Raw genomic sequence first — 15,773 nt, 5'->3', positions numbered from 1 at the left:
CCCGCTCCGACCGACGTCTCCGCACACCATTCGAGGTGTGCGGAGACGTTTTTCATGGATGCACCGACGAGATTGCCTGTGCCGGAACGGAAGTCGCTGTGCTACCGCACCAGCGGACGCAGCGTGCGGCCGGCGAGTTCGACGATGCCCGGCTCGTGGCCGTTGGTGACCATGTTGATGATCAAGCCGTCGACACCGTGGTCGAGGACGCGTTGCTGCAGCTGTTCGGCGACATCGTCGGGGTCACCGGCGAATTGGCGATCGGCCTGCGAGTTGCGCAGTTCGGCGGGCAGCGCCGACAGCTCGTCGCCCTGTTTACGCAGCAGGTCTGCCTGTAGCTTGCGGGCGCGGTCGCCGTCCTCGTCGAGGATGACGTTGGCGAGGTAGCTGGTTTCGAGAGTCGCCGGGTCGCGGCCGATCTCGGCGCAGCGTTCGAGCAGTGCGGCCAACTTCTGCGGCAGTTGGGCAGCGTGGCAGATGATGTTGAGGTGGTCGGCGTAGCGGGCGGCCAGCGCGAAGGTCTTCTTCTCGCCGCCACCGCCGAGCAGGATCGGCAGGTCGTCGCGCAGGCGCGGTTCATTCATCGCCGCCTCCGCGCGGTACCAGGCCCCGTCCAAGCTGGCCCGCTGTCCGCGCAACATCGGGATGACGATCTGCAGCGCCTCCTCCAGCCGGGCGAACCGATCGGTGAAGGTGCCGAATTCGAATCCATACTGCCGGTGTTCCAGTTCGTACCAACCCGCACCGATGCCCAGCACCCCCCGGCCGCCGCTCACCACATCCAGCGTGGTGACGGTCTTGGCCAGCAGCGCCGGATTGCGATAGGTATTGCCGGTGACCAACGCCGACAACTGGATTCGCTCGGTGGCGGTCGCGAGCGCGGCCAGCGTGGTGTACGCCTCCAGCATCGGCTCCTCTGGCGGCCCGATAACCGGCAGCTGATAGAAGTGGTCCATCACGAACGCGGTGTCGAACCCGGCCGCTTCGGCCTCCTGCGCCTGCGCGACCACCGAGGGGAACAGATCGCGGACCGCGCCTGGGTGGCTGAAATTCGGCATCTGATAACCGAGGCGGATGCTCATGCGAGCCAACGCTACTGGGCATGCGGACTCGGTAGACAGGGAGAAACTGACCCTGGCGGAACCCGTGAAACGCGAGTACTGGTTGCCGTGTCGCGAAACAGCACGAGTGCGTGGCCAGGGTCGAGTATCCGCACGGTGGTGTCAGGAGCGAGGTCGGCGGCCGCATCGCGGTAGCGGTCGGACCTGGTGATCAGGCGGGCGCCGATCGGGTCGGCCGATAGCGACGTCCCCTCGACTCACTGCGCCGGGCAGCTGTCGAGCATCTCGCCGAGCGCGTCGCGTTCGGGCGGGGTGACGTGCAGGCCGTAGCGGGCCTTCACACCGACCCAGCGTCTGGCGTACTCGCACCAGTACTCGTGGCGGGGCGGCCGCCACCGGTCCGGACTCTTGCTGCCCTTGTCCCGATTGGCCTGTTTCTGCACCACAACCAGGTTGTCGATGTCATTGGCGAGGCGCTCGCGCCGATCCGCGGGCCAATCCCATGCTCCCGAACGCCACGCGTCACCGAGTGGGACAACATGGTCGATCTCGAGGTCGGAGGCCTTGAAGCGGTTGTAGGGCAATGGTGTACCGGTGTAGGGATCGTCCAACCTGCCGGACAACACCATGCACCGATCGCGGTCGGCCATTCGCACCTCGTGCAGGTCTCGGCGCAGCACCGCATCCCGTGCGGTGCATCCGTCCGACTGCACCGGTTCGCCGCCGCGGCCTGCCCAACCGGGACCGAATGCGTTGCGGGCGTAGCTCTCCCAATGCTCGTCGCGCCCCACGGTCAGGCTGTTCAGCAGTGCCCGCGCGGATCCGGGACCGGGCGGGAACCACGCCGCCGAGGAGGGCCGAGGACTCGGCGAACCCACCGCCGACCGTGTCGAGTCGCGATGGGTGATCCAGAGCGCGGCAGCGGCAGCGGCCACGCACAACAGCAGCGCCAGCGTGGCCACGGCGCTGCGCAGGAACCGTCGCGGCCTGCTCCGGCCTGGCGGCCGCCGAGTCGCCATGCGGGCAGGATAATCCCCGGCAAACGTACGGACACCAGGGCGCGCAGGGCGTCGCAGGTCCCTAACCGTCGAGCCGCGCTTTGCCGCGAATGATGGACTCGTCCAGGTAGCGGGTGATATCCGTGCTGGTTGACGGCCGGATCATGAGGGCGCGGTTGGCGGGAATCTCGCAGTAGCGGCCCTCCGTCGTATCGATCCAGCGCAGCTTGCCGGTCCGGATCGGCGCGCCGTTGCGTGGGCCGAGCAACACAACGGCAGAGCCTCTGGTGTCGTAGGGCTGACGCCAGAAGCGCCGGTAGCGTTCCTTGATCGCGCGCGAGGGCGCACTGGCGAACGGGTCCGGACGGTCGTCGTTGAGATCGTCGAGCAGGTAGCTCTTTTCGGCCGCGGTACCCGCAGGCGGGTCCGGCAGTAGCCGAACCAGTTCGGTGGCGAGCTGGTCGACGCGGCAGCGGCGCAAGCGCACCTTGCCACCGTCGGGGCCGGGCGGCTGCACGGCGATGACGCCGGGGCCGCCGCGGGTCGCGCACCCGATGGCCCGAATCTCCGCCGACTCGCGGGCATTGTCGATGCCGAATAGTTCGATGCGCCAATCGGGTCGGGCCAGCACACCGAGCGCGCGCCGGAGGTGGATGTGGTCCTCGTGCGCCAGTTCCGCGCGGAACTGCTGCTGATACGCCTGATACTCGTTGCGGCCGGGGAAGCGGCTGGTGAACCGGAACGGAAAAGGTAAACGGTCCATGCCGGTTCCGAACCACGCGGCCGCGAACTGCTCGGCCGTGAGCAACCATTGCGCCATCACTCGGCCCCGAGCACCGGCGGGACGGTCCGCTCGACCGGGCCGAGAAGTTCCGCGGCGTGCTCCTCCGAGCGCAGGTAGCTGGGCGAGTCGTGCTCGCCGTCGGTCCCTCGTGCCCGGGTGCGCGGCGGGACCATGTTCGAATAGCCCGCTCCGACTGTCGCACCGGGACGACCGGCAGGGCCGGCGACAGGCTGTGTCCCCGGCGTCCCCGGCGTCCCCGGCGTCCCCGCCGTCGGGCCCAGCTGACCGGGGACCGACGTGCCTGGTCGAGGTTCGCTGCTGTAGACCGGTGCCGCGGTGGGCGAGCTCTGTGTCGTCGGCCGGCTCGGGATGCCGTCGAGCGTGACCGGCGCGATCGGCGTGTACGCGGTCGGGACCGTTGCCGGATACGAGGCAGGGCCGAGTGTCGAGGGCATGACCGGTCTCGTAGAGGTGGGTGTGGTGCCTGCTGGAATGGTGGGCGCGCCGTTCTGCCCGCTCGATGCGGTCGAGACTTGCCGCGGAGTCTCTGCTTCCGGATTCCCTTGCTGCTCCGATTCGGACTGCAAGGCCGGTGTGTCCTGCTCGCCCGGTGTGTCCTGCTCTGCCGGTGCGCCGTGATCTGTGGGTCGGTCTCCAGCGGCCGGCTTGTCCGTGGGTTTGTCCGGCGCGGCGGGCTCGTCGTGGCCGGTCGGATTGTCGTGCTCGGTCCCGCTCTGCGTGCCGGGTTTGCCCGATCCGGTGCCGTTCGGACTGCCGGGTTGCGCGCCGGCGTCCACGCCGCCGATACCACCTGGATTCACACCGGCGGGTCGCACCGGCGGTGGCAGCGTCGGAATGTCCGGGGCAGTATTCCCATACGGTTGGATGTACAGCGTGTTCATATCGTCGCGGGCCTGCTCTTCGGCGGTGTTCCGGGCCGCAGGATCGGTTGTGGTTCCGGAACTTTCGATCACCTCGGGCACTGCCGCCTTGAACCGCGCTGCCGCGCCTGCCGCCGCCGAGAGCGGCTGGGACTGCTGATTCAGCGCCTGCCCGAGCTCACTCATCCGCGCGGTGAACTGCCGGATGCCACGCAAGGCGCTGTCCGCGGCGGCACCCTCCCAATCCTGGTCGGTCGCTTGCTGAATGGCCGCCTCGAATTGTTCCCCGGCCTTGGTCACCGCCGAGGCGATGGCCGACCAGGCTTCGAGGGCGCCGTCGAGCCCGGCCGGGTTCATCTGAACCGACGCCTTTTTGATCTCTGCGTGCGAAAAGTTCTGCGCGTTCTCGGGATTGGTGATCGCGCGGCCGTCGGTTGGTCTCATGACCGGCCCTCCGCCCTTCCGTCAGTGCCGTCTTGACCCTATAGACGCACCCGACCCTGCCCCGGTTCCATCGAAACACACCCCTGCCCTCCGGTGCTAGCCACGCCGCGGCGGATTCGCACCGTCGGACCGGTTCAGTTCGCAACGGACTGGGTGACCAGAGCCGGATAGTCCCGCAGGTCGATGTTGTTCGCCGCGCTGTCGCTGTACTTCATCATGAGCGTGAACATCCGCGAGTTCATGAACCAATTGCGCATCTTGATGCCGCGCGCGGTCTTCGGCGCGAGGAACGCACCCGCATTGCTGTTGCCCGCGAGCTTGGTGTAGCGGCGCATGATCTCGTCGTAGTTGGCGAAGGCGGTGGTGTGATCGTCGGTGACGGCGAGTTCGCCTGCGATGACATAGGCGCCGACGATCGCGAGTCCGGTTCCGAAGCCGCCCAGGGTGTTTCCGTAGGCCGAGTCGCCGACCAGCGCGACCCGTCCCTTGGTGTAACCGGCTTTCTTCATGTCCACCTTGCTGATCGAATCGAGAAAGACGTCCTCGAACTCGTCGATTTCGGTGAGCATGCGCGGCAGTTCCCAGCCGACGTCGGCATAGGTCTGCTTGATGACCCGCTGCTGGTCCGCGGTGCTGTTGCGGTCGTAGTCGAGTTCCTCGGCGGCGAACATGTAGAGCTGCTGTGCTTTCGAGCCGCCGCTGACCGCGAGCCTGCCCGGTGTGTTGTGCGCATACGCGGTCGCGCGGTCGCGCGGCCCGTCGGCGTCGAGGCTCCACGGGCTCGCACCCGCGACGCAGTAGTAGTGGCCCAGGTGCTTGACGAAGTCCTTTTCCGGTCCGAAGGCCAATTTCCGTACCCGCGAATGGATTCCGTCGGCGCCGAACACCAGGTCGAAGGTGCGCGCCGGGCCGCGCTCGAACTCGACGAACACACCGTCGGTGGTGTCGGTGAGTGTGCTGATCGAGTCACCGAAGAGGTACTCGCATTCGTCGGCGGTCTTCTTGTACATGATCGCCGCGAGGTCACCGCGCAGGATTTCCACGTCGCCGCCGGTGAAGTCGCCGGACATGACGCCGAGTTCTTTGCCTGCTTCGTCGACGAACACCATGTCGGTCGTGCCGGTGCGCTGCTCCTGGATATCGTCCCAGATCCCCATCCGCTCGAGCACGATGCGGTGCGTCTCGCCCTTGAAGTCGATGGCCTGACCACCGGTCCGCAGCGTAGGTGCCCGCTCGACCACGGTGACGGCGAATCCGTATCGGTTCAGCCAGTAGGCGAGAGCGGGACCGGCAACGCTGGCGCCGGAGATGAGGACGGTCTTGTTTCGCATGAAAACTCCTATATTCTGCGTCCCATGGAATCTGTTTCCGTCAGACACGAATGAGAGTATGGTAGACACAGTTCCGAGTCAAGCCGTATCTCCGGAAGGATGTGGTGATGCCATCACCTACCGCTGTCGAGCTGCTATGGGGAACCCAGCAGCGACCAAAGCGTGGACCGAAGCCCTCGCTGTCACTGAATGGGATCGTCGCCGAGGCTATCGCCCTCGCTGATGCCGAAGGCCTGGCAAACCTGTCCATGCAGCGTCTGGCCGAGCGCCTCGGCTACACCAAGATGTCGCTGTATCGCTACGTGCCGGGCAAGGCCGAGCTCACCGCGCTGATGCTCGACGCGGCCCTCGGCACGCCGCCGGATATGGCAGCGATCCAAGCGGATTCGGTCGAGCAGCGCTGGCGCATCGGCCTGCGCCGGTGGGCGGAGGCGATCTTCGAGAAGTACAACGCGCATCCGTGGTCGCTCGAACTCTCCGTGGGAGTGCGTCCGTTCGGGCCCAACGAGTTGTTGTGGATGGAGGCCGCGCTGCAGGTGTTGGCGGGCACCGGCCTGACCGGAGCCGAACGCCTCGACACCATGGTGCTGCTGAACGGTCACGTCCGCAGCCTCGCGCAGCAATCGATGACGGTGGGTAAAGAGGGACTGGAACAACAGCTGATGCGTGAGCTCGGGGAGGTCATGGCGGCCGCGGGCGATCGTTACCCCGAGACAGTCGCGGCCTTCGCCGAGCAAGCTGTCGTCGGTGCCTCCGAACCAGGGGCCGGCCGTGACAATGCGCTGAACTTCGGCATCGACCGCATCCTGGACGGACTCGCCGTCTTCATCGCAGACCGGCGCTGATCCGCCCGGAGCCGACCCGCGCGGCATACAGTCGGAACATGTCCGATCAGACCGAATTGACAGAAGACGCGATCATCACCGTGCGCGAATTCTTCGCCGCGCTGGAAATGGGCGCGGTGGAGGAGGCGCTGGAGCTTCTGCACCCCGACCTCGTCTGGAAGAACTCCACGCTGCCCGACGTCGGCGGCGGTCTGGCCCGGCGCATCCTGCGCGGTCTGCACCGGGACCAGTTCGGCTTCGCCGTCGAGATGCATCACATTGCGGCCGAGGACGACAACGTGGTGCTCACCGACCGCACCGACATCCTGCGGTTCGGTCCGGTGCACGTGGCGTTCTGGGTCGCGGGCACCTTCGAACTGCGCGAGGGCCGGATCATCCTGTGGGACGACCACTTCAGCTGGGAGAACTTCCTGCGCGGCACCGCTGTCGGGCTGTGGCGCGCGGTGTTCCCGGCGGCTGAGCCGGGAACTAGGAGTGCTCGATGAGGTACTCCAGGTAGAACGGGCGCAACACCTCGGCGACTTCGCCGTCGCCCGCGTGGACGTAGTCATCGATCATCGGGACGACGTACTTGATGTCGGCCGCGCTCTGGCCGAGGTTGCCCGCCGCAGCCTCGGCAGCGGGGATCGAGGTGAGCAATCGCCACAGGTACTTCACGTCTCCGTGGCGCACCGCCAGTTTTATCGCCCTGTCGTGCAACTCCTTGGACGACAGCTTCTCCAGATCCTCGTAACCGGCCATGTCTGCGACTCTAACCCTTGGGCGCCGGATGTTCCCGTGAGCTCGGGTTAACGACAAATTCACGGACACGCCTACCAGTCCGGGAGCGAGGAATCTCGGTCGGCGGTAGCGTCGGTGGTGCGGGTCGCGTCGGTGTGACTCGCACGGGAGGTCCTGACCGTGACTGAGCTATTCAGTACGAGGGGGCCGGCACCCGGCCCTCGTGGCATCTGACTCACGTCGGATCCCATCAGGACGGACCGGTCCAGCGAGATCGTCTGTGCGGGTGCCGCGCGGACACAAAGGAGCCCACCGTGACTGCTGCACGCTCCGTTCCCGCTCCCTCGGCGCATTCCCGCTCCGCGAAAAATAAGGATTCCGCCGCTGTCTCTTCGGACACCAAGGGGGCCCGCCCCATGCATTCCCACAGTTCCGGTGCCAGGACCTTTGTGATCGACACTTCGGTGTTGCTGTCGGATCCCTGGGCTTTCACCAGGTTCGGCGAGCACGATGTCGTCCTACCGCTGGTTGTCATCAGCGAGCTCGAAGGCAAACGACACCATCACGAACTGGGCTGGTTCGCGCGGGAAGCCCTGCGCAACCTGGACGATCTACGCCTGCAGCACGGCAGGCTGGATCAGCAGGTGCCGATCGGCACCGAGGGTGGAACGCTGCAGGTGGAACTGAACCACACCGACCCAGCGGTACTTCCGGTCGGGTTCCGCACCGACACCAATGATTCCCGAATCCTGGCCTGTGCCCTCAATCTCGCGGCGGAGGGCCGCGCCGTGGTGCTGGTCTCCAAGGACATTCCATTGCGCGTCAAGGCGAGTGCGGTGGGATTGCAGGCCGATGAGTACCACGCCCAGGACGTGGTCACCTCCGGCTGGTCCGGGATGGTAGAGCTAGATGTCAACTCCGCTCAGATCGACCGGCTGTACTCCGAGAGTGCGATCGATCTGGATGATGCCAAGGAACTGCCGTGCCACACCGGAATTCGGCTGCTCGGCTCCAGCTCCAGCGCGCTCGGCCGGGTGACTCCCGACAAACGAGTGCAGTTGGTGCGCGAGCGCGAGGCGTTCGGATTGCATGGCCGCTCGGCCGAGCAGCGCATCGCCCTCGATCTGCTGCTCGACGAGAGCATCGGCATCATCTCGCTCGGCGGCCGAGCGGGCACCGGCAAGTCGGCGCTGGCGCTCACCGCGGGTTTGGAGGCGGTGCTCGAGCGCCGCACCCAGCGCAAGGTGGTGGTGTTCCGGCCGCTGTATGCCGTGGGTGGACAGGACCTCGGCTACCTGCCCGGCTCCGAGAGCGAGAAGATGGGCCCGTGGGCACAGGCCGTCTTCGACACCCTCGACGGGTTGGCGAGTCGCGAGGTGATGGAGGAGGTGCTCAGCCGCGACATGCTGGAGGTATTGCCGCTCACCCACATTCGCGGTCGTTCGCTGCACGATTCGTTCGTGATCGTGGACGAGGCGCAATCGCTGGAACGCAATGTGCTGCTCACCGTGCTCAGCCGACTGGGCACGGGATCACGGGTGGTGCTCACCCACGATGTGGCACAACGCGACAACCTGCGCGTCGGCAGGCACGACGGTGTCGCCGCGGTGATCGAAAAGCTCAAGGGGCACCCGCTTTTCGCGCACATCACCCTCACCCGTAGCGAGCGGTCGCCGATCGCCGCGCTGGTGACCGAGATGCTGGAGGAGTACGGCCCGAGCGCATAGCCCGGCAAACCCCGTGCGGCGCCTGAGTAGCCAGCAACTATTCAGGGTGTGTTTCACCTCACAATCGAATGGGTAGTATCCGCCGCGATACGTGTTCAGCAACGACCCGGCGAGTCGGTCATCGATTCGCCGGGTCGTTGCCGGGCAGCGGCCTAGGCTACGGCCGACGTCACCGCGTCCGCGGTGTCGCCGGTAGCCACTTTCGAGAGGATGGAAATGCACCACTTCGCTCGACGAACGGCTGGACTCACCGCGGTGCTCGCGGCAGGCGCATTGCTGCTTGCCGCGGGCTGCAGCAAGGATGACGACAAAGACTCGAAGCCCGCTTCGGAGACGACCACCTCGATGCCCATGGAGCACATGGAGGAGCACACTGCGGGCGCCGCGGATGAAACCAAGATCGCTACGCAGGGTGGCGACATCGCCGTTGCCGGTGAGATCCTCGAAAAGTACACCGCGACAGGTGGTCCGACCGGTCCGCTCGGTGCCCCGCTGGAGGCGCTGGAGACTGCGCCCAACGATGGTAAGTACCAGGACTTCACCGGCGGCACCATCTTCTGGAGCAAGGACACCGGCTCGCACATCGTGTGGGGCGAGATTCGCAAGGCGTGGGAAGACAACGGCGGCGCCAACGGCAAGCTCGGCTACCCGACCAGCGACGAGCAGGACATCGAGGGCGGCAAGGAGAGCGATTTCAGCGGGGGCACGATCACGTGGGTGGACGGCAAGACTACAGTCACGCCCAAGGCCTGATCGGCCGCGGCGTCCGGGGCCGTGCGCGCACGTTGCCGGACGCCGGTCTCCATCCCCTGTTTCTCATCTGTCGATGCCCGCACCGCGGGCCCAGCAGCTAGGTTGTGTGAGTGCAAAATCTCTTGACCGACCGCGAGCTTCTGCAAGCGCTTGCGGACGAGGTGGAACTGAATCTGCGTCGTCATATCGAAGCCGCAGACGGCTGGCAGCCGCACGACTACGTGCCGTGGGACGATGGCCGGAACTTCGGCTTCCTGGGCGGCATCGATTGGGAGCCGGAGCAATCAGAGCTCAGCGAGACCGCCAAGCTGGCGTTGACCGTCAGCGTGCTGATCGCCGATAACCTGCCCTCGTACCACCGTGAGATCGGCAAGTACCTGCGCACCGGTTCGTGGTGGCGCTGGGTCGGCCGGTGGACGGCCGAGGAAAACCGCCACGAGATCATGATCCGCAACTACCTCATGGTCACCCGCTCGGTCGATCCGATCGAGTTGGAGCGGTTGCGGATGGACCACATGACCAAGGGCTTCCGCCGTCCTGCGCTGCACCTGCTCGACGTGCTTGCCACCTGCGCGTTCGAGGAATCGGCCGCCGCGATCCGGCATCGCAACACCGCGGCCCTCCGCGAGAACAAGATGGTCACCCTCATGGCCGAGCGCATTGCGGCCGACGACGAGTTGCAGTCTGTCCTTTTCGCCAACCTGATCGCTGCCGCCTTCGACATCGCGCCCGATCAGACGATGCGTGCCATCGCTGACAGTGTGGCGAGCTTCCACGTGCCGACGGTGACGCTGCCAGACGGGCGCAGCAGCGACGACCTGCTGGCCGACGCGGGCATCTACGACCGGGCCAAGGAGGGCGAGCTGGTTTTCGCTCCGCTGCTGGCCCGGTGGAACGTGTTCGAACGGACCGATCTCGGTGACGAAGGCGAAAAGGCTCGTGCCGAGCTCGCGCATCTGCGTGCCGAGTCGCTTGCCTGATTCGGGCTGTCGCGGATAACGCGAATGAATTGCCGCCGGCCGGTGCACGGACACGTGCACCGGCCGGTTTTTTGTGGCGCTGAGGGGCTATTCGCTGGCGGACGCTTGCTGTCCGTCCTTCACCTTCGCCATCGACAACACGTCGAGTCGGCGGTCGAGTTCTTGCTCTGTCAGCTTTTCGTCGATGAGGCCACGGTCGATGACCGTCTGCCGAATCGTCTTACGCTGTTTCAGCGCCTCTTTCGCGACGGCAGCCGCCTCTTCGTAGCCGATCGCCGAATTCAGCGGCGTCACGATGGACGGGGACGATTCGGCCAGGGTGCGCAGGTGGTCCTCGTTCGCGACCAGGCCACGGATGCACTTGTCGGCGAACAGCCGGGAGACATTGGCGAGCAAGCGGATCGACTCCAGCAGATTGCGTGCCATCACCGGGATGTAGACGTTCAGTTCGAACGCACCGCTCGCGCCGGAGAACGCGACGGTCGCGTCGTTGCCGATCACCTGCGCGGCGACCTGCGTAACCGCCTCGGGCAGTACCGGATTCACCTTGCCCGGCATGATCGAGCTGCCGGGCTGCAGATCGGGCAGCTGCAGTTCACCGAGGCCGGTGAGCGGGCCGGAACCCATCCAGCGGATATCGTTGGCGATCTTGGTGAGACTGACCGCGACAGTGCGCAGCGCGCCGGAAGCCTCGACAAGGCCATCGCGCGCGGCCTGCGCCTCGAAGTGATCCTCGGCCTCCGACAGTGCATCGAGGCCGGTCGAGCGCACCAGTTCCGCAACGACTTTCGTGCCGAAACCGTCCGGTGCATTCAGGCCGGTGCCGACCGCGGTGCCGCCGATGGGCAGCTCACCCAAGCGCGGCAGCACCGCCATGATGCGCTCGATACCCGCCGCGACCTGGCGGGTGTAGCCGCCGAATTCCTGGCCGAGGGTGACCGGTACCGCGTCCATCAGATGGGTGCGCCCGGACTTCACCACCGTGCGCCATTCGGTCGACTTGTCCAGCAGCGCAAGCCGCAAATGATCCAGCGCCGGAATCAGATCTTTGATGGCGCCCTCGGTGGCGGCCAGATGCGTTGCGGTGGGGAAGGTGTCGTTGGACGACTGGGACATGTTCACGTCGTCGTTGGGGTGCACGATGACGCCGTTGGCCTTGGCGATCGAGGCGATCACCTCATTGGCGTTCATATTCGAGCTGGTGCCGGAACCGGTCTGGAAGACATCGATCGGGAACTGGTCGTCATGCTTGCCCTCGGCGATCTCCACGGCCGCGGCGATGATCGCGTCGGCCTTGGTGGCATCGAGCAGACCCAGATCGCGGTTCACCTCGGCGCACGCTGCCTTCAACAGGCCGAGCGCGCGAATCTGCGCACGCTCCAGGCCGCGTCCGCTGATCGGAAAGTTCTCCACGGCCCGTTGGGTCTGCGCCCGCCACAACGCGTGCACGGGTACTCGGACCTCGCCCATGGTGTCGTGTTCGATGCGGTACTGCGTCTCCTCGGTCGTCATAAAATCGACCCTAGCTGTGTTGTCTTTGCAGCGCCTGCGGCGCTGCGTGTTCGCTGTGTCTTTTGGCAGCGCCTGCGGCGCTGCGTGTTCGCGGCCCCCTTGGTCTCGCTTCCGAGCCGTCGAGACTCGCGACTTCGTCGCATGCGCTTCGACGGCTCGGAAGCGAGACGGGCCGCGAACTCTAGGGCTCGGTCTCGCTTCGCTCGGAAGACATCATCGTGCCGAGTGGGGGCGTTTGGTAGCTGGGCTTGCGACCTTGGTCGATACGCGTTGGTTGTTCTGGAGGTGGGACGGGCCGCGAACGCTGGTGCTGGGACTTGCTGCGCTCGGAAAGGTGTCGTCGTGCCGAGTGGGGGGCGTTGTAGCTGAGTTTGCGACTTTGGTCGATGCGCGTCGTTTGTGAGGGGTGGGATGCGCCGGGAACGCTGGTGCTGGGTCTTGTTGCGCTCGGAAAGGTGTCGTCGTGCCGAGTGGGGGCGTTGTAGCTGAGTTTGCGACTTTGGTCGATGCGCGTCGTTTGTGAGGGGTGGGATGCGCCGGGAACGCTGGTGCTGGGTCTTGTTGCGCTCGGAAGATGTCATCGTGCCGCGAGGGTGGGTGGTGGTTATGCGGCGATTTCGGGTCGGCCGTGTGCGCAGGGCGAATGCGACTGGACCGCCGACCACATCGGGGAGTGGTCGGCGGTCCAGGGGTGATCGAAGTCAGCGGCCCGTCACGGTAGCGGGGGGATTGCGTCCTCGTCGCCGATGAAGTCGACCGAGGAGTATTCGCGCAGCTTGGTGAGGCGGTGGTACGCGTCGATCATGCGGACGGTGCCCGACTTGGAGCGCATGACGATCGACTGGGTGGATGCGCCGCCGCCGTAGTAGCGGACGCCGCGCAACAGGTCGCCGTCGGTGACGCCGGTGGCGCAGAAGAAGACGTTGTCGCCTGCCACCAGATCCTCGGTGGTCAGTACCCGGTCCAGATCGTGTCCGGCGTCGAGCGCCTTCTGCCGCTCGGCGTCGTCGGTGGGCGCGAGCATGCCCTGTAGTTCACCGCCCATACAGCGCATGGCGGCGGCGGCGATGATGCCCTCGGGGGTGCCGCCGATGCCGACCAGGATGTCGGTTCCGGAGTCGGGTCGCGCGGCGGCAATGGCGCCCGCGACGTCGCCGTCGGAGATCAGCCGGATACGGGCGCCCGCGTCGCGGACTTCCTGGATCAGCTCGGCGTGCCGAGGCCGGTCCAGGATGCACACGGTCAGGTCGGACTTCAGGAGGCCCTTGGCCTTCGCGACCCTGCGGATGTTCTCGCCGATCGGTGCGGAGATATCGATCACGTGGGCGGCGTCGGGGCCGACCGCGATCTTGCGCATGTAGAACACCGCGGACGGATCGAACATCGCGCCGCGATCGGCGACCGCGAGCACAGCGATGGCGCCCGGCGAGCCCTTCGACATCAGCGTGGTGCCGTCGACCGGGTCGACCGCGAAGTCCACCTCGGGACCGGTGCCGTCGCCGACCAGCTCACCGTTGTACAGCATCGGCGCTTCGTCCTTCTCGCCCTCGCCGATGACCACCACGCCGCGCATGGAAACGGAGCTGACCAGCTGCCGCATGGCGTCGACGGCCGCGCCGTCGCCACCCTCCTTGTCACCACGGCCGACCCAGCGACCCGCGGCCATCGCACCGGCCTCGGTGACCCGGACCAGTTCGAGCGCGAGGTTGCGGTCCGGCGCCTCGCGGCGGCTGGGTGCGGGCGAAGATGCCGTCATTACGGTGTGCCTCCTACGGTCGTTGCTAGGAGTGATTGTCTCAGAAGCATGGACGTTCCCGATCAGGTACACCCGTACCGGCCCAGGGCCACCTGTGGTCGAGCCTGCCAGATGGTGCGTGGATACTGGGAGCGTGTCGTACCAAAAGCCGCGCATTCTCAACGACTACCGGGATCTGCTCTGGTCGCTGCTCCCGTTGGTGCTGATCGCCGTGGTTTTCGCCGGGTTGGCAAGCCAGTGCAGTTTCGCGGCCAAGGGCCCGACGCAAGGGCAGATCCCGCACTTCGACGTCACCGCCGCGCTGACCGCGGACGCCCGCACCCTGCCCTTCCCGATCCGGAATCCGAGCCTGCCCGCGGGCTGGACGCCCAACTCCGGCAGCCGCGACACCATCACGAGCAACGGCGGCGGACCGGTCAGCACGGTGGGGTACCTCACCCCGCAGGGCACCTATATGCGCATGAGCCAGAGCAGTGCGACCGAGGAGTCGCTGTCCCGTTTCGTGCTGGGCTCGCGCTACGCCAGCGGCGCCGAACAGGTCGGCGACCAGAAGTGGGTCGTCTACGCCGAGCCCGGTGAAGAATCGGCGTGGATCGCCGATCTCGGTCGGTCGCGCGTGCTCGTCACCGGCGCGGGCAACGAGGCCGCTTTCCGGACACTGGCCGCTGCCGTCGCCGCCGCGGAGCCACTGAAGCGCTGAGTCACTGAGTTCGCTGAGCACTGAGTTCGCTGAGCACTGAGGCGCGGGGGTGCTTGGAGCGCCGAGGCGTCACCCCCGCTGGTGTTGCCGGTAGTTGTGCACGTTGCCGCGAACCAAGTGTGGGCGCTACGGTTGCCCTGGCGCGAGATACGCGAGGACCAGGTCGGGTGGAGGTTGATGAATATGGCTGTCGGTAGCCGTCTTCCGCACGTCCGCATCCGGTCTGCTCGCCGCTGAATCTCGAATTCACTTGCCGGCCGGACTCTTCCGATCGTCAGGAGTGTCCCTATGTCTCGCCATTTCTCGACCGCCGATTCCGACTTGATCACCGATCGCCTCATGCTGCGATCGTGGACCGCCGATGAGGTGGCCGCCGTACTGGACGGCCGCCGCCTCGCCCACTGGGCTGAGGACTTCCCCGCCGAGGGCGACCGCGTCATCGTCTCCCTCGTCGCGGAGCATCCCGGCTGGTTGACCGAGTACGGCCACCGCCAGATCATCGAATGCGAAACCGGCCTCGTCGTCGGCTCGCTCGGCCTGTTCTGGCCGCCGGTGGACGGTGCGCTGGAGATCGGATACGGCGTCGTCGGCTCGCGGCAGGGTCGCGGGTACGCGACCGAGTCGACCAGCGCCCTCGCCGAATTCGCGCTGACCACAACGGAAGTGCACACCGTATACGCGAATGTGGAGCTGTCGAACCCGGCCTCGATCCGCGTACTGGAGAAGGCCGGATTCCAGCACTGGGCTACAGCAGACGATAAGGCCCGCTTCCGCATTATCGCGGCGGACTGATCGCCGGGACCGGCGTGTGGGGCGGGTGTGCACCACTCGAACCGCGCGCCGGTCGCGCTGCCCGGTGCAAACCGGATGGCGAGGGTGGGCCGACGATGCGGGAACCGCGGGTCGAGCGGGAACGGCCCGTCAGCGGTGGTTCACCACGTTGACGATGGTGCCGCTCGGGTCGCGGACGAAAAAGCGGCGCACGCCCCATGGTTCGTCGCGCAGTGCGTACACGATGTCGGCGCCCGCGGCGACCATGTCGTCGTGCACGGCATCGACCTCGTCGACCTCGACGCTCATATCGGGTTGCAGCTGTTCGGCTTCCGGGCCGACGAGCAGGACCTGGGCGGTCGGGTTGGAGGGCGAGGCCATCGTCACCACCCAGCCGAGATCCATGGCCTCTTCGAAGCCGAGCAGCTTGTAGAACTCGCGGCTGCTCTCCATGTCGTCGGTGCGGATGTCGGGGGTGGCGCGACGAATGGTCATTACTGCTCCTCCGGC

16 protein-coding genes are annotated in these 15,773 nt (G+C 66.4%); 7 read left to right on the top strand and 9 right to left on the bottom strand.

All coding sequences use genetic code 11. The features are described 5' to 3' along the window. Positions 1 to 101 precede the first annotated feature (101 nt). The 5 genes from OHQ90_RS37650 to OHQ90_RS37630 form a co-directional block, all read right to left on the bottom strand. Positions 102 to 1,082, bottom strand: coding sequence for a TIGR03560 family F420-dependent LLM class oxidoreductase (locus OHQ90_RS37650; RefSeq protein WP_328405902.1), 981 nt, complete (start codon positions 1,080 to 1,082; stop codon positions 102 to 104). 236 nt (positions 1,083 to 1,318) lie between these two features. Further along, positions 1,319 to 2,080, bottom strand: a complete 762-nt coding sequence (locus OHQ90_RS37645) for an HNH endonuclease family protein (RefSeq protein ID WP_328405900.1) — start codon at positions 2,078 to 2,080, stop codon at positions 1,319 to 1,321. A gap of 61 nt (positions 2,081 to 2,141) precedes the next feature. Next, positions 2,142 to 2,879: an ESX secretion-associated protein EspG gene (locus OHQ90_RS37640; protein ID WP_328405898.1), complete on the bottom strand. Its 738-nt coding sequence runs from the start codon at positions 2,877 to 2,879 to the stop codon at positions 2,142 to 2,144. Continuing rightward, positions 2,879 to 4,168 (bottom strand): hypothetical protein, encoded by a 1,290-nt coding sequence (locus OHQ90_RS37635; RefSeq protein WP_328405896.1) that lies wholly within the window; start codon positions 4,166 to 4,168, stop codon positions 2,879 to 2,881. Before OHQ90_RS37635 ends, OHQ90_RS37640 begins: the two co-directional genes overlap by 1 nt. A gap of 134 nt (positions 4,169 to 4,302) precedes the next feature. Beyond that, positions 4,303 to 5,499 (bottom strand): FAD-dependent monooxygenase, encoded by a 1,197-nt coding sequence (locus OHQ90_RS37630; RefSeq protein WP_328405894.1) that lies wholly within the window; start codon positions 5,497 to 5,499, stop codon positions 4,303 to 4,305. A gap of 107 nt (positions 5,500 to 5,606) precedes the next feature. On the opposite strand from OHQ90_RS37630, the gene OHQ90_RS37625 reads away from it, so the two are divergent. Further along, positions 5,607 to 6,344 carry a TetR/AcrR family transcriptional regulator gene (locus OHQ90_RS37625; protein ID WP_328405892.1) on the top strand — a complete coding sequence of 246 codons (738 nt, stop codon included), beginning with the start codon at positions 5,607 to 5,609 and terminating at the stop codon, positions 6,342 to 6,344. A 38-nt stretch (positions 6,345 to 6,382) separates the two neighbouring features. Then, positions 6,383 to 6,829, top strand: a complete 447-nt coding sequence (locus tag OHQ90_RS37620) for a limonene-1,2-epoxide hydrolase family protein (RefSeq protein ID WP_328405890.1) — start codon at positions 6,383 to 6,385, stop codon at positions 6,827 to 6,829. Here the strand turns inward: OHQ90_RS37620 and OHQ90_RS37615 are convergent. After that, the gene (locus OHQ90_RS37615) at positions 6,813 to 7,085 is read right to left on the bottom strand and encodes a hypothetical protein (RefSeq protein WP_328405888.1); all 273 of its coding nucleotides are present in this window, start codon (positions 7,083 to 7,085) and stop codon (positions 6,813 to 6,815) included. The two genes, OHQ90_RS37620 and OHQ90_RS37615, sit on opposite strands and share 17 nt — an antisense overlap. 293 nt (positions 7,086 to 7,378) lie before the next feature. Here OHQ90_RS37615 and OHQ90_RS37610 point away from each other — a divergent pair, with 293 nt between their 5' ends. The 3 genes from OHQ90_RS37610 to OHQ90_RS37600 all read left to right on the top strand — a co-directional run bounded on the left by OHQ90_RS37610 (position 7,379) and on the right by OHQ90_RS37600 (position 10,524). Then, positions 7,379 to 8,791, top strand: a complete 1,413-nt coding sequence (locus OHQ90_RS37610; RefSeq protein WP_442941267.1) for a PhoH family protein — start codon at positions 7,379 to 7,381, stop codon at positions 8,789 to 8,791. 216 nt (positions 8,792 to 9,007) lie between these two features. Continuing rightward, complete coding sequence (locus OHQ90_RS37605; RefSeq protein ID WP_328405884.1) at positions 9,008 to 9,544, top strand: LGFP repeat-containing protein; 537 nt, start codon at positions 9,008 to 9,010, stop codon at positions 9,542 to 9,544. Positions 9,545 to 9,654: 110 nt separating this feature from the next. Then, complete coding sequence (locus tag OHQ90_RS37600; RefSeq protein WP_328405882.1) at positions 9,655 to 10,524, top strand: acyl-ACP desaturase; 870 nt, start codon at positions 9,655 to 9,657, stop codon at positions 10,522 to 10,524. An 87-nt stretch (positions 10,525 to 10,611) separates the two neighbouring features. Here OHQ90_RS37600 and OHQ90_RS37595 read toward each other — a convergent pair whose 3' ends face one another. Beyond that, positions 10,612 to 12,036, bottom strand: coding sequence for a class II fumarate hydratase (locus OHQ90_RS37595; RefSeq protein ID WP_328405880.1), 1,425 nt, complete (start codon positions 12,034 to 12,036; stop codon positions 10,612 to 10,614). Positions 12,037 to 12,748: 712 nt separating this feature from the next. Then, complete coding sequence (gene glpX / locus OHQ90_RS37590; RefSeq protein WP_328405878.1) at positions 12,749 to 13,792, bottom strand: class II fructose-bisphosphatase; 1,044 nt, start codon at positions 13,790 to 13,792, stop codon at positions 12,749 to 12,751. 133 nt (positions 13,793 to 13,925) lie between these two features. Between glpX and OHQ90_RS37585 the strand changes: the two genes are divergently transcribed. Together OHQ90_RS37585 and OHQ90_RS37580 are read left to right on the top strand one after the other, a co-directional pair. After that, complete coding sequence (locus OHQ90_RS37585) at positions 13,926 to 14,492, top strand: DUF4245 domain-containing protein (RefSeq protein ID WP_328405875.1); 567 nt, start codon at positions 13,926 to 13,928, stop codon at positions 14,490 to 14,492. A 288-nt stretch (positions 14,493 to 14,780) separates the two neighbouring features. Next, complete coding sequence (locus OHQ90_RS37580) at positions 14,781 to 15,284, top strand: GNAT family N-acetyltransferase (protein WP_328405873.1); 504 nt, start codon at positions 14,781 to 14,783, stop codon at positions 15,282 to 15,284. Positions 15,285 to 15,413: 129 nt separating this feature from the next. On the opposite strand, the gene OHQ90_RS37575 is transcribed toward OHQ90_RS37580, so the two are convergent. Then, positions 15,414 to 15,758, bottom strand: coding sequence for a VOC family protein (locus OHQ90_RS37575; RefSeq protein ID WP_328405871.1), 345 nt, complete (start codon positions 15,756 to 15,758; stop codon positions 15,414 to 15,416). Between the last annotated feature and the right edge of the window lie 15 nt (positions 15,759 to 15,773).

The organism is Nocardia sp. NBC_00403, from assembly GCF_036046055.1.
Taxonomy (GTDB): domain Bacteria; phylum Actinomycetota; class Actinomycetes; order Mycobacteriales; family Mycobacteriaceae; genus Nocardia.
This window is presented reverse-complemented; position numbering and strand designations above follow the sequence as displayed.

Bases quoted from the DNA above. Each gene is read 5' to 3' on its own strand.
- OHQ90_RS37575 (WP_328405871.1), bottom strand. From the start codon at position 15,758: ATGACCATTCGTCGCGCCACCCCCGACATCCGCACCGACGACATGGAG.
- OHQ90_RS37635 (WP_328405896.1), bottom strand. From the start codon at position 4,168: ATGAGACCAACCGACGGCCGCGCGATCACCAATCCCGAGAACGCGCAG.
- OHQ90_RS37630 (WP_328405894.1), bottom strand. From the start codon at position 5,499: ATGCGAAACAAGACCGTCCTCATCTCCGGCGCCAGCGTTGCCGGTCCC.
- OHQ90_RS37645 (WP_328405900.1), bottom strand. From the start codon at position 2,080: ATGGCGACTCGGCGGCCGCCAGGCCGGAGCAGGCCGCGACGGTTCCTG.
- OHQ90_RS37650 (WP_328405902.1), bottom strand. From the start codon at position 1,082: ATGAGCATCCGCCTCGGTTATCAGATGCCGAATTTCAGCCACCCAGGC.
- OHQ90_RS37625 (WP_328405892.1), top strand. From the start codon at position 5,607: ATGCCATCACCTACCGCTGTCGAGCTGCTATGGGGAACCCAGCAGCGA.
- OHQ90_RS37640 (WP_328405898.1), bottom strand. From the start codon at position 2,879: ATGGCGCAATGGTTGCTCACGGCCGAGCAGTTCGCGGCCGCGTGGTTC.
- OHQ90_RS37595 (WP_328405880.1), bottom strand. From the start codon at position 12,036: ATGACGACCGAGGAGACGCAGTACCGCATCGAACACGACACCATGGGC.
- OHQ90_RS37605 (WP_328405884.1), top strand. From the start codon at position 9,008: ATGCACCACTTCGCTCGACGAACGGCTGGACTCACCGCGGTGCTCGCG.
- OHQ90_RS37620 (WP_328405890.1), top strand. From the start codon at position 6,383: ATGTCCGATCAGACCGAATTGACAGAAGACGCGATCATCACCGTGCGC.
- glpX (WP_328405878.1), bottom strand. From the start codon at position 13,792: ATGACGGCATCTTCGCCCGCACCCAGCCGCCGCGAGGCGCCGGACCGC.
- OHQ90_RS37580 (WP_328405873.1), top strand. From the start codon at position 14,781: ATGTCTCGCCATTTCTCGACCGCCGATTCCGACTTGATCACCGATCGC.
- OHQ90_RS37615 (WP_328405888.1), bottom strand. From the start codon at position 7,085: ATGGCCGGTTACGAGGATCTGGAGAAGCTGTCGTCCAAGGAGTTGCAC.